13 protein-coding genes and 1 pseudogene are annotated in these 11372 nt (G+C 60.6%); 6 read left to right on the plus strand and 8 right to left on the minus strand.

Features of this window, described 5'->3' with window-relative positions; translation table 11 throughout:
* The first annotated feature begins 54 nt into the window (after positions 1 to 54).
* The 4 genes and pseudogenes from M3I56_RS35155 to M3I56_RS35170 form a co-directional block, all read left to right on the plus strand.
* Positions 55 to 1622 (plus strand): IS3 family transposase gene (locus M3I56_RS35155; protein ID WP_254346194.1). Its coding sequence is split into 2 segments (ribosomal slippage): positions 55 to 496 and positions 496 to 1622, totalling 1569 coding nucleotides; the frame shifts between segments, so codons are not numbered across the junction.
* A gap of 170 nt (positions 1623 to 1792) precedes the next feature.
* Positions 1793 to 1990, plus strand: coding sequence for a secretory pathway Sec39 family protein (locus M3I56_RS35160; protein ID WP_254357913.1), 198 nt, complete (start codon positions 1793 to 1795; stop codon positions 1988 to 1990).
* Positions 1987 to 2127 (plus strand): hypothetical protein, encoded by a 141-nt coding sequence (locus M3I56_RS35165; protein ID WP_254345611.1) that lies wholly within the window; start codon positions 1987 to 1989, stop codon positions 2125 to 2127. The genes M3I56_RS35160 and M3I56_RS35165 overlap by 4 nt, the downstream gene beginning before the upstream one ends.
* Before the next feature lie 961 nt (positions 2128 to 3088).
* Positions 3089 to 3685, plus strand: a pseudogene (locus M3I56_RS35170) (transposase); the annotation flags it as partial.
* A gap of 19 nt (positions 3686 to 3704) precedes the next feature.
* On the opposite strand, the gene M3I56_RS41220 reads toward M3I56_RS35170, so the two are convergent.
* The 3 genes from M3I56_RS41220 to M3I56_RS35180 all read right to left on the minus strand — a co-directional run bounded on the left by M3I56_RS41220 (position 3705) and on the right by M3I56_RS35180 (position 5295).
* Positions 3705 to 3830 carry a hypothetical protein gene (locus M3I56_RS41220; RefSeq protein WP_302057132.1) on the minus strand — a complete coding sequence of 42 codons (126 nt, stop codon included), beginning with the start codon at positions 3828 to 3830 and terminating at the stop codon, positions 3705 to 3707.
* A 132-nt stretch (positions 3831 to 3962) separates the two neighbouring features.
* Positions 3963 to 4631, minus strand: coding sequence for an RES family NAD+ phosphorylase (locus tag M3I56_RS35175; protein WP_254345609.1), 669 nt, complete (start codon positions 4629 to 4631; stop codon positions 3963 to 3965).
* Positions 4624 to 5295: a hypothetical protein gene (locus M3I56_RS35180; RefSeq protein ID WP_254357914.1), complete on the minus strand. Its 672-nt coding sequence runs from the start codon at positions 5293 to 5295 to the stop codon at positions 4624 to 4626. The genes M3I56_RS35175 and M3I56_RS35180 overlap by 8 nt, the downstream gene beginning before the upstream one ends.
* Positions 5296 to 5895: 600 nt before the next feature.
* On the opposite strand from M3I56_RS35180, the gene M3I56_RS35185 reads away from it, so the two are divergent.
* Positions 5896 to 6078 (plus strand): helix-turn-helix transcriptional regulator, encoded by a 183-nt coding sequence (locus M3I56_RS35185; RefSeq protein WP_154671437.1) that lies wholly within the window; start codon positions 5896 to 5898, stop codon positions 6076 to 6078.
* A gap of 547 nt (positions 6079 to 6625) precedes the next feature.
* Here M3I56_RS35185 and M3I56_RS35190 read toward each other — a convergent pair.
* From M3I56_RS35190 to M3I56_RS35200, 3 genes are all read right to left on the minus strand, one after another.
* Positions 6626 to 7135, minus strand: a complete 510-nt coding sequence (locus M3I56_RS35190) for a hypothetical protein (RefSeq protein ID WP_254346490.1) — start codon at positions 7133 to 7135, stop codon at positions 6626 to 6628.
* A 4-nt stretch (positions 7136 to 7139) separates the two neighbouring features.
* Complete coding sequence (locus M3I56_RS35195; protein WP_254346488.1) at positions 7140 to 8147, minus strand: hypothetical protein; 1008 nt, start codon at positions 8145 to 8147, stop codon at positions 7140 to 7142.
* Positions 8148 to 8393: 246 nt separating this feature from the next.
* Positions 8394 to 9062 carry a phage antirepressor N-terminal domain-containing protein gene (locus M3I56_RS35200; protein WP_254357915.1) on the minus strand — a complete coding sequence of 223 codons (669 nt, stop codon included), beginning with the start codon at positions 9060 to 9062 and terminating at the stop codon, positions 8394 to 8396.
* A gap of 361 nt (positions 9063 to 9423) precedes the next feature.
* On the opposite strand from M3I56_RS35200, the gene M3I56_RS35205 reads away from it, so the two are divergent.
* Positions 9424 to 9921 carry an Arc family DNA-binding protein gene (locus M3I56_RS35205; protein ID WP_254346483.1) on the plus strand — a complete coding sequence of 166 codons (498 nt, stop codon included), beginning with the start codon at positions 9424 to 9426 and terminating at the stop codon, positions 9919 to 9921.
* Positions 9922 to 9989: 68 nt separating this feature from the next.
* On the opposite strand, the gene M3I56_RS35210 is transcribed toward M3I56_RS35205, so the two are convergent.
* The gene (locus tag M3I56_RS35210; protein WP_254346481.1) at positions 9990 to 10439 is read right to left on the minus strand and encodes a hypothetical protein; all 450 of its coding nucleotides are present in this window, start codon (positions 10437 to 10439) and stop codon (positions 9990 to 9992) included.
* A gap of 13 nt (positions 10440 to 10452) precedes the next feature.
* Positions 10453 to 10695 carry a hypothetical protein gene (locus M3I56_RS35215; protein WP_254346479.1) on the minus strand — a complete coding sequence of 81 codons (243 nt, stop codon included), beginning with the start codon at positions 10693 to 10695 and terminating at the stop codon, positions 10453 to 10455.
* Positions 10696 to 11372: the final 677 nt, after the last annotated feature.

The raw sequence follows: 11372 nt of genomic DNA on the forward strand, positions 1-11372 counted from the left end.
AATGGTTGTCGCCTCGATAGAATTGGAATCTGGGGGCGATAAAGAGAGAACGAGTTGGCGCGTTACGGACAGACATTCAAGGACAGAGCGGTGGCGCGGTTGCTGGCGCCGGAAAGCGCATCAGTGGACGAGGTTGCGCGAGAGATCGGTGTGGGCGCGCAGACGCTGGAGCGCTTGCGCTGTGATGCGCTGTCCATGCCCGCTCGCGAGCGGGCATGGACAGCGGCCGCCCGTTTCGAGGCGGTGTTGAACACGGCAGCGATGGACGAGACGGCGCGCAATGCGTGGTGCCGTGAGCATGGCGTGTATCCGCAGGAGCTGGCCCAGTGGCGACAAGCGGCCACGCAGGCGCTGGCCGAGCCCGAAGAGGCCCGTGCGAGTCCTCAGCAAACGAAGCAGGATCAGCGCCGCATCAAGGAACTCGAACGCGAATTACGGCGCAAGGAGAAGGCGCTGGCCGAGGCAGCCGCGTTGCTGGTACTTTCAAAAAAAGTCTCGGCGATCTTCAACACGGACGAGGGCGAGGACGAATGATTGGCCTCGAGGATCGCCAGCAACTGGCCCGGGAAATCGATTCGGCGAGACTGGCTGGCGCCCGGTTGCGCCTGGCCTGCGAGGTCGCGGGAATTGATGTGCGCACCTTGCAGCGCTGGAGGGCCCATCAGGGGCTCGTCAAGGGCGACGCCAGGCCCGGCGCGATACGCCCGCCGCCTGCGCATGCCCTGAGCCCAGAGGAGCGGGCAAACGTACTGCGCGTAGCCAACGAGGCGCGCTTTGCTGACATGCCACCGGCGCGAATCGTGCCGATGCTGGCCGACGAAGGCGTGTACATCGCCAGCGAATCGACCTTTGCACGCGTGCTGCGCGAGCATGGACAGATGAGGCGCCGTGGCCGTGCCAGAGCTCCTTCGGGCGCCCGGCCGCCGACCACGCACGTCGCAACGGCGCCGCGCCAGGTATGGTGCTGGGACATGACGTTTCTGCCGGCAACGGTAACGGGTCGATGGTTCCATCTGTACCTGATCCTGGACCTTTACAGCCGCAAGATTGTCGGCTGGGAGGTGCACGACAGCGACGCTGCCGAACACGCCGCTCATCTCGTGCGTCGTACGGCGCTCTCTGAAGGCATTGCCGCTCTTGAGACCCGGCCGGTGCTGCACGGCGATAACGGTGCGACGCTCAAGGCCACCACCGTGCTGGCAATGCTCCACTGGTTGAGTGTCAAGCCGTCGTACTCACGCCCCCGTGTCAGTGACGACAACGCCTACGCCGAGGCGCTCTTCCGAACCGCGAAGTACCGGCCGGAGTTTCCGGCCACAGGCTTCGAGGACCTGAACGCTGCTCGCACGTGGGCTACCGGTTTCGTCCAGTGGTACAACTTCGAGCATCGTCATAGCGGCATCCGCTACGTGACGCCTGCGCAGCGTCATGCAGGCGACGATCGTGCGCTTCTCGCGGCACGGCACGCACTGTACGCGAAGGCGCGTGCATGCAATCCGGCTCGCTGGTCGCGTCACACGCGCGACTGGACACCGGTTGATGCCGTGACGCTTAACCCCGAACGTGACACCGTCGTCGAGATGGCGTCGATCGGCGCGAATAAACAGCCTTTGGCTGCATGAGTGAGGCGACAACTACCTTGACGCGCGCCGAATGGCGCATCTTGTCCATCACAACTAGAACTGGGTCCTCGATCAGCACCGGCAAACTACACGTAGCGAACGACCGGTTGAATCCGCCGTCGACTACGGAAGTTTGCCGGCCAATGCGATCTGCTGCGGACAGGCTCTCGATGGACCTCCGGGTTCCGTCATCGACGGCGCTGGCCCACACCTTCGCTGAGTCCACACATGCCCTGTCGTTCTACCGGATTGCATCGCGCCATGGGGAGCCGGTGTCCACTCACTTCAAGCAGATGGGCGTAAAAGCGGCCCACACCGCTTGGCTGGCATCCGAATCAGTGTGGCTCCAGATCACCATCGGCACATGACCACCGTGGCGCTCGGAGAGCAGCCTTTGACGCCAATGATCAACGGCGTTGGATTTGCCGAAGCGGGAGGGGCCAAAATTTGTCGCGCCGTCGACCCGGTCATCGAGCCACGTGCCGATCCGTTCGACATGTCGTGAATTGCTACCGTGAACAGGCCTCGGGGTCGTTACGTCGCGTGTCAGCAGCGGAGCTGCCAGTGGTGACTGACAGCTTGTGAAAGCCATCGCCGGCTAGACGCCCGAAAAACGATTCGATATAAGGGCGACCGTCCTTGCTGCGCCGGCAGCTGTCAATTGCGGGGGCCTGTGGCTTGACGAACCGCGCAGCCACGACATCGCACATTACATCCTCGACGCGGCTGCAGACGTTGGCAAGCGCGCCGTCGACGCTGAATTCGTCCGAGCAGGCGCCGGTCAGCTGTCGAATGTGGAAGGAGGCCAGACCTGCGCCGGAAATGTAGGAATCCTAACCAAACTGGAGTTCGCGCAGTTTCCATGGGACAAGTGCCGAACGGATCGCGCGTAATACGTCCTCGGCCGAACATTGGCGACGCAGGCAGAGATGATAGCCGAGGACTGCGCGGGTTACGACCCTCGATCAGCACTATGACCCACACGCGATTGATCATGCGCGGCTCGGTCCCGCCATGCGGAGAGTGGACAAGCACCAGCATCCGAGCATCAAGCTTGTGAGCATCACGTCCCACGAGTTGGAACGGCACCAGCTCGGGACGCCGTGTACGTCCCCCGCTTCGCACCTTCCCGACAGCTTCGTCGCCGGCGGCCTGTCGTGCGCGAGAACGATTCTCCGCGAGGACCGTATCAATGTAGGGCCGATCGTCACGTACCCGCGCCGGTCGACATTGAAGGGCCATTCGCCGCAGCGCTCGAAGCCATGCTCACGCATCTCGGCGTGAAACCGCCGGAAGATGGCCATGCGCGGCCTGCGACGCCTTGAGTTCCGCCCGCTTGCCAAGGATCCGCGCGCGTAGACGCCCCTCCGGTCCAGGCCCGGGACACTCCAGGGCCCATTGCAGCGCGCCCGCAGCGCCACTACCCCAGACGTCAGGCTTCACGGGAGTCTTGTTCGTAGGCCTTCGGTTGCCTTGCTCATGCGAGACGCGGATTCGTAGAGGCCCTGAAGACGCAGAAAAAACCAGGCAAGCGGGCACAGCAGGCTCTCGAATTCTTCCAGCGACTCTATCGCGTCGAAGCACTCGCACGAGAGAAACCGCCGGGCGGCGAAACCCGTGCTACGTATACATTGCGATTGCGACGACAGCGCAGCGTTCCGCTGCTTGACGCATTTAAAGCCTGGCTGGACGAGCAGGCACCGCAAGTGCCGCCCGAAAGCTCGCTGGGCAGCGCCATCAACTACACGCTTAACCAGTGGGAGTATCTCAGCCGTTACGTTGCCGACGGACTAGCCGCGGTTGACAACAACATCGCGGAACGCGACATCCGCCCGTTTGCCACAAGCAGGAAAGATTGGCTCTTCAGCGACACCGTCGCGGGAGCGAAAGCCAGCGCCGTCATCTACAGCCTCGTGCTTACGTGCCGCGCGTGCAACGTCGAGCCATACGCGTACCTGCGTCGCGTTCTTACGCAACTGCCTCAACGTGCACCAGACGCCGACGTGAACGATCTATTGCCATTTCGATTCGTGCAGCCCCACGCCGACGTCAACGCCGCCTAAGCACGGATGTGTGCTCAATTTAGTGCTTACAGACGAAGAGCAGTTTGCCTTCCTCGCTGTGACGCGTGGTAGAGCGGTCCACCGAAATGTAGCCGTTGTCGAAGTCGACGATGCGCACCCAGGACGAAGCGCTGGCGTTGTTCATCGCGCAAAGGAGCGCGATTGCAGTTACCCCGTAGCGAGGCATGTCTTCCTTGATTTTTTGTATTCGTTGAGCGCCACCCTCGCGGGAGATACTGCGCTCAGCGTCATGCCCGGTGCTGGCGGCCCATGCGCTTCAAACCAGATTAACCCCGAGGACCGCAGCGAGGTCAAGCAACGCAGTGTAGGTCGGGAGGTCGTTTAAGAGGTGCTTCGGCCCGTCGATCTGCTTGAGGTCCTTTTGTTCTACCCGGTCGCCGAATAGCACGATGGAGTGCTCGCGATCGTGTTGCCGCGACACCCAAAAGAGGCCGTCAATGTCAGGACATTGTGCGTGAAAAGCGACCGCCCACTCGCGAGTCAATGGGTAGCAAAGTGGGTTCGTATCAATGAGCTCCGAGCGTTTGACGCCCAGGCGCCTTAGCGCCACGTTAGAGAGGTCCACGAGATTGAGTTCCCGCTGTGGCTCGATGACGGAGTAACGGTGCGGCTCGAGGGCCTTCTTCGAATGAGTCTTCAGGCCCGCAACGTATGGGATCTCGTGGAAGACCGTCTCCATGGCCGCGCACTCAAAGTTCGTTCCACCATAAATCGTGGGGATCACTTTTTTGTCTGCGTTTAGAATCGGGCTGAACCGGGCGTCGCCGTCGGAACTTGAGTTGAAAGCATTGCACGCATACTTTTCGCGGTGCACGCGATGGATGGGGCAGTGCTTTTTCCACGGGATGCGCTTCGCATTCGCGTGCAAGTCCGCCGGCGGCGCCGGAACAGGCCGAGTTGGGGTAGCGGGCGTCGCACTAACCATGCAGCACTCCGGCGTGCTCCGCCTCTGCCGCGCGCACGACAGCGCCCGGGTCTTTGCCCAGGACATCGAGTGGGCGCTCTCCGCCCAGGCGGCTATTGACCGACGCGAACCAGAACGCGAGTTCCCACCCGTCCTTCGAGTCGTCGAACACGCGGAGGACATTGGCCATCGCGTCCAAAGGCCGGTACTTCTTCTTCGGGTCGAGTCCGTAGGCAGGAAAGTAATCCTTGCCTTTGTGGTCAACGGCGAAGATCAGGCGGTCGTGTTTCCAGCGATTGGGCTGTGCGCTTGGGTTGCTGCCGCTGAGCTCGGCGATCTCCGCGATGTGGGCAGCCGTCAGCCATTCGCTGGCCTCGAACACGCCTTCGACCGCGGCTTTGCGCATGGAAGCCTCCTTGAGGATGTGCGAAGGCATGGGCACGTCCGGCGTGAGCGCCTCAACCAGTTGCTTGCGGCGCTCGTCCGTACGCGCGTCGATGAGATCGTTCGCTACGGGCACGAGTTGTTCGATCGTCTTGACGAAAGCCTGCGTGCGGTCGCGCGGCCCCTTGAGGGTAAAGGTCACCAGCCGCTCGTCGCCCAGCTTGTCCAGCTTCTTACCGATCTGCTCGGGCGTTCCGGTGTGGGCGAAAAACGTCATGATGCCGTCTGAGTCCTTGGGCATGATCTTCCTCCGTGGGTATGTGATCAATATTAGGCGAAAAAGCCGATCACCTCAATCATGATCAGTATGGCTGCGACTTTCGGCGCAAGTCGCGGAGACCCGAGACATTTAATTGGGCCCTAATTTTTGGGACCTTGGACCTCAGCGCGCCGCTCGCTTGATCCTGTTCAGTCGGTCCCCGAGTTTCGCGCGCGGGCACATACGATCGGGTACTAGCGGGCAGATTGCCCATCGATAATGTGTAGCTACTCCGTGGACAGTCGGTGGGTGTGATGGGGTGGAGTGGTCGTCGCCCCGAGATCTTTCAAAAATGGGGCTCGCGGGGGACGGCGGACCGCAGGTAAGGGCACCATGGAGGGGATTCAGTCACGGCCGGAGCAACGACTGCGCGCAACGGCAGCAGAAAACGGCGAAGAGACGGTTCTGGAGACCGGTCAGGAGGGCAATGGGGCACCAGGGGAAACTGCGTCCGCTTTGCCAGCCGGGTCAGCGCCCATGCCGGCGCATCGCCGACAGCAGGCCGAGGTTTGAAATTGCCGCCTTCCATGACAAAATGCGTCAATTAACCCCAACTGAGTGGGACATTTTGTCCATTTCGCAATGAAACCCGCTGACCTTTCATACGCATTGGCGCGCCTCGGCTGGACGCAGGTGACGTTCGCTGAATATTCGGGCTACGACCGCCGGACCATCGGTCGATGGACCCGTGGTGAATCGGCAATCCCGCTGCTCGTTGAAAGACACCTCGATCTGTTGCTCGCCATTCGTGACCGTTTGCCCTGAAGATCCACGTTCAGTCAGGCGTACGGCATGATGCGTTAAGCAGGGCTCCTCGCCATCTGAACTTCGGCTTCTTCGAACGCTGAGCCGACGCACATGCCGGCTTGACGTACCAACGCGCCGCTAACCCGACTGTGACAGTTCATCTGTAGCGACGACGGAGACTTGCTGCGGTCCCGACGCTCCCGTGGTCTCGTTGACATGCGACCTGTAGTGTCAAAGGTAGTCAGACTACATGCACGGCTGCTGTTTAGCCTACATTTGCAGCTCGCTCGCCGACGGATACGGTATCTAGAGAGTGGATCCGAACAGCCGTTCGGACTCCGCTGGCTCAGTGCTCCAAGAGGTACAATCTTCTTCGGTCGGTCCACCTAGTAGGCTGGGCATTGGCCTTCTAAGCCGAGGGTCGGGCGTTCGAGCCCCTCCTGTCGCGCCACCTTCAAGGCCTCGCCACTCTGCGGGGTTACACAAAGCCCCGCGTCAGAAAAGACAAAGCCCCGCACAATGCGGGGCTTTTGCATTCATGACCCTTGCTGTGCTGGGTGTCTTGCTATGCGCTGTGGTTCTTCGCGGCGTCGGCCAGCCGCTTCAGCAACGCTTCATGCTCTTTTCGCTGCTGTTCGATGAGCCGCATTCGGTCTGCGAACGCGGACAAATCGTTGATCCAACGCGCCACGACGAGCAGGTAAGTCACGCCCACGAAAACAAAGAAGCCGACAACTGCGCCGTTGACGGCGGCAATACGGCTCACGTGCTTCTCGCTAAGCAGCCACATGACGACACTGCACGCGAGACAAAGACCGATAACCAGCCAGAACCGCCCGCGGATCTCGATGCGCTTGGCTGTGTAGCGCTCCATTTCGCGGGAGGAGAGTACGCCCACTCCCGTGGTGTTTCCAAGTTGCGCAAAGAAAACGGACAGCATTGTCCCGACCAGCACGAACACGCCGGCCATATATTTGACAACGGTCCCGGAGATAAGCGACGGAAAAAACGGCGCCAAGGCAGCGAACGCCGCAGCTCCGAGTACAAGCAGCAGGGGTCTGGAGTAGGTCCTCATGGCCCTACGATGATACCACCCCGTTGACAATCAAACTCGACAACCACCCGGCCATGTCGTCATAGAACGCGTCCTCTTGCGGAACGCCGCCGGTGCTCTTGAGGGTAATCGGTGCTGAAATCTTGAGCTCGGACCCCTTGACTTTCGAGCCATCGGCTAGCTCCAGCATCACCGTATCCTCTTCCTGATCGCGCAGGGCAATCGCAAGGTCGTCGATCAACTTCATGGTGTCCGCGGGTTGAGATCGCGATCGCGAGGGGTATCGGATTTCGACCCATACCTCGAGGTTGCCCTCGAACACTGCGTCTTCCAGATTGAGCTTTGCGAACTTGTCGCCCGGCAGGATGCTTTTGATGAAACTGACCACAGCCGAGTCGGGCGTCAGCTTCGAAACGTCGGATTTTTTGAGCGCCACTGCGGCCGATGGTGCTACCGAGGCATCGTCCTCGTGCGCCATGAACGGCCTCCCGAATGACAGCGCTTTCACGTGCGACTTGCGGATCCGCTCTTTCGTTGCCTTTTTGATCTCATCGGCGAGCGCAATCCCTTGCTGGCTGCCAAGCAAGCCAGTTTTCTCGCGAAGCAGCCACGCGATGTGCTGCTCGAGCGCGGACGTTTTAAGCGATTGGGAATGGACCACCGCCAGATGATTTTCGAACACCGCAAAGAACAGCACGCCCGGGACGTACTGTTGCTGCTTCTCATCTTTCTGCGGAGGCTCAAGCGCGCCTATCGACAGGCTGGTGGCTTCGGGGTCGTCGACGATCACAAGTTGATGGGCCCCCCGCTCGAACGCGACAAGGGTCCCGCATAGCATTCCCTTTACGGTCTTGCTCGAGCTGACGACGCGGAAGTGCGAGGCGGAAGCGTCTACAGCCTCAAGCCGATCCTTGATCTTCTTTTGCTGCCCGAGGGCTTGCTGAAAAAGTTGCTGGAGCGTTTGCGCGGAGGTCGGCACGATGGCCGCACGTCGATAGTAAGCAGATTTTTGTGTTCTGGTCTCTGTGGCCATTTGATTTTCGGGAGGACCCAGCCTCCTGTTTTGAGAGGTATTTGTTTTTGCGCACTACGAGGGCGTGCATATTGTTCAGTGCTGAGATTATGCCGCCGGTTATCGCAAGTTTATCGAAATGTCTGCAATCTTATGCGTTCCGCATCGATCGATTCATTCAGCATCCCCCGAAAGAGTTGTGGTCGCTGGCGCAGGGCGCGCGCCAGCGCTGGGTAGCGCCGACACTCGCTGCACGCGGTCGCCGGGTCAGGCGGGTGCGAGCCGCGGGTGCAGTGGCAGCGTCAACTGCTCGGGCGCGTTGTACAGCTGGCTCTTGTGGAGCTCGACGCGCTTCCAGTCTGCGACCGTGTCGTCGTGGTTGAGCAGTCGCAGTGCGAACTCAGCCGCGCTGGCGGCCTGATCGCACGTCATCGCACGAAAGCTCGGCGTACCGGCGTAAAGTCGCATTACCTGATACGCGGCACTGTAGGGAACGTGTCTGTCGATCACCAGCTCGGTGGCGAAGCGCAAGGCGTCGGCGCGATCAGCGACAGTGCTCTTCGCGTCTCCGGCGCGCGGGCGAGCGGTGATTTGCTCATTCCAATGCCGCCAGAGCGCGTCGTCGCAGCTGTCCTGGTAAAGGATCACGCGATCACGGATGGCGATGTCCTTCACCTTGCCAGGCTCGATTGACGCGAGCCAGCCGGGAAGTTTGCGCAGCGGCACGCAGATCATGATTTGCGGGCCGCCAGCCGAAGGTATTCTCAAATCGAGAATGCCCCAGCGGTGGGCGTTGTCTTTGAGCTTTCCGTGCTGTCCGTGCCACGTCAGCCCCATACCCTCGACAATCGGCTTCATCGGCGTGTAAGGATGGCCGATGTGCTCGACGATATGAAGGTCCGTGCCGTGGAACGGCACTTTCAGTTGGCGTGTCAACGCCCGCGTGCTAGCATGCATGCGTTCATTCTCCAAGATTGGACATCAAGCCCCGACCGTCATCTCCCCAGATACCCGGTCGGGGTTTTTTCTATCGATCAGCCGCCCTTCGTGCGCGCCTCCTTCTTCCTACGTCCTCGAGCGTTTTCACGATCACCCAATGCAGCGACCGCTCGAGACGGTCAGCCTTTTCCTGCAGGAAACGCCGCAGGTCCGCTGGCATTCGCAGCGGATACGAATTCGGTTGCGGTGCGGGCATGAAGCGTTCGCTCCAAGTTATTCACAGATAGATTCATAGTAGAATCTCCGTGATGCCATATGCTAAGTATCGTCAAATCACATAGATTTATCAAGGGGGCACATGTCGGACGAAAAGACGGGAGCGAAGCAGGCGGCTGCTTATCCTTTGCGAATGCCGCCCGAGTTGCGGCAGGACCTGCAGGACTGTGCCGATGCCGCAGGGCAAAGCCTGAACACTGAAATAGTGGAGCGACTTAAAAAGAGCGTTGTGCCGCCCAAAGTGCCGAAGGGACTCCAGCAGATCGTCGAAGCGGCAACGCTGGGCACGGGCGAATCGCTCGAGGAGGCTGCTGTCCGCCTGGTCGTGCAGGGGATCCAGTCGGAACCTGCACGCAAGGCGGCTGAAGCGCGGATGGCCGCGGAGCGCTATCGGGTGGTTGCGCTGCAGGAACTGCTTGCGTCGACGAACGCGCAACTCGGGGAACTGCTTCGCTATCTGGCCACGGTGCGAGGCGTGGACGCTGAACGCCTCGCGGACGTAGTGCGACACCGCGAGGCGGTGATTCGGCAAATGGGCCAGTTGGATCTGAGCGCACTTCGCGCCGGCGTCCACCCATAACCAGGCGACGTTCAAAAGGCTCACTTGACCGCAGAAGCTTGCCGTTCGTTATCGGCTCGCTAATGGGCTCACAGCTGGATGTTTCCGTGCCCGGCCGAGCAGACGTAATGCGATCCAAGCACGGCCCGGTGAAGGAATGTCTTCTTGCCGCTAGCTGCGCAATTCGCGCACAGGTAGGCTCGCGCGTTAGACGCCGGATCGGGGGTCTTTGCCTCGTAGTAGCTTGATCCCGTCCCGCCTACCCGGAATTCATAGTTGTTCGTGATATCGGCCGTGTGGTTCTGGATCTGCTGGAGCTCCGCCTTCAGCGCATTCTCACGCGTGCCCGCTGCCTGAGCCTCCGCCAGAAGCCGCTGGTTGGTTGGCTGCAGTTCGAAGCACTCCGACTGCACATCGATGACGTGTTCCAGCATCTCCGATCGCGCTTGCGCGAGCATGGCGTCATCTCGGGCCGCGATCGCCGATTTAGCAAGATCGATTGCGGATTTCAGTCCTGACAGCGCGGCAATGATGTCCACGGCATAGGCTCGCTCAGTATCCGCGCTTCACAGTTTGCTGAAAGACGCCGCCAATTGTCGAATTCGGATTGAAGGCACGATCCGTCATGCCGTCAACCTCGCCACCCAGCACGCTCTCGTCCACATTCAGCGGCTCGCCAAGGAGCCGGCCGCCGACTCTCGTGATGGCCTCGGCCGTGGCCCAGCGCCGCGAGGTTTGCCACTCATCGGTACTGATATCGTATTTCTGGAAGCGGTAAATCTGGACGTTAGGCATGGCGATCTCTTTCGTTGTGAAGGATATGACTAGCTCTAATCAGCGGGCGGGGAACAATAGCACGCTTGCCACTCGATCCCCGATCGCGCCGCTTATGTCCGCTTCGCTGAAAGCGCGAGCTTTACCTCCATCGCGTGAGGTAGCGGCCATAAGTCGCAGAAAATCACGCGCTCGGCTTGACCTCCACAGCCTGATATGCGGGCGAATACGTGTTGTTCGCGGCCGTGCCGAGATTGAGCGATTGCAGCCCCGTACTGGTTCAGCCCTGTCACATCGTAAGTGTTGCTGAGCTGCGCAAGCAGCTGCTGCCACGTCTGATCAGACGTGCCGAGGCCCGTGGGTGTGTAGTACGACGAACCACCGCCCGAAGTGCCAGGCGACATCAGGTCTGTCGTCAGGGCCCCACCTACACCCGCTCCGAGTCTCCCGGTGTCACGGATCGGCGTAATCGAGCCGGGGATGATCGGCGTAATGAGGCCACTTGGAATGGCCCCGAAACGCGATTTCGAAGGGACTCAAGAATGCGTTTTTTTGCCTGATTTTGCAACCGCGTTTTCGCCGTTCTCGGGCATCGGTTTCGGCTTGCGGAAGCTCTCACCCTCAATGACGACACGGTAGGCGCCATGCCGTAGCCGATCGAGCGTGGCAGCTCCGAGGATGCGGTTGTCGGGGAACGC

This window comes from Paraburkholderia sp. CNPSo 3281, from assembly GCF_024206515.1.
GTDB lineage: Bacteria > Pseudomonadota > Gammaproteobacteria > Burkholderiales > Burkholderiaceae > Paraburkholderia > Paraburkholderia nodosa.

Excerpts from the sequence above, each read along its gene's own strand:
- M3I56_RS41220 (WP_302057132.1), bottom strand. The coding sequence starts at position 3,830 with ATGAACAACGCCAGCGCTTCGTCCTGGGTGCGCATCGTCGACTTCGAC.
- M3I56_RS35190 (WP_254346490.1), bottom strand. The coding sequence starts at position 7,135 with ATGAGGACCTACTCCAGACCCCTGCTGCTTGTACTCGGAGCTGCGGCG.
- M3I56_RS35165 (WP_254345611.1), top strand. The coding sequence starts at position 1,987 with ATGACCACCGTGGCGCTCGGAGAGCAGCCTTTGACGCCAATGATCAAC.
- M3I56_RS35160 (WP_254357913.1), top strand. The coding sequence starts at position 1,793 with ATGGACCTCCGGGTTCCGTCATCGACGGCGCTGGCCCACACCTTCGCT.
- M3I56_RS35175 (WP_254345609.1), bottom strand. The coding sequence starts at position 4,631 with ATGGTTAGTGCGACGCCCGCTACCCCAACTCGGCCTGTTCCGGCGCCG.
- M3I56_RS35180 (WP_254357914.1), bottom strand. The coding sequence starts at position 5,295 with ATGCCCAAGGACTCAGACGGCATCATGACGTTTTTCGCCCACACCGGA.
- M3I56_RS35185 (WP_154671437.1), top strand. The coding sequence starts at position 5,896 with ATGAAACCCGCTGACCTTTCATACGCATTGGCGCGCCTCGGCTGGACG.
- M3I56_RS35215 (WP_254346479.1), bottom strand. The coding sequence starts at position 10,695 with ATGCCTAACGTCCAGATTTACCGCTTCCAGAAATACGATATCAGTACC.
- M3I56_RS35205 (WP_254346483.1), top strand. The coding sequence starts at position 9,424 with ATGTCGGACGAAAAGACGGGAGCGAAGCAGGCGGCTGCTTATCCTTTG.
- M3I56_RS35195 (WP_254346488.1), bottom strand. The coding sequence starts at position 8,147 with ATGGCCACAGAGACCAGAACACAAAAATCTGCTTACTATCGACGTGCG.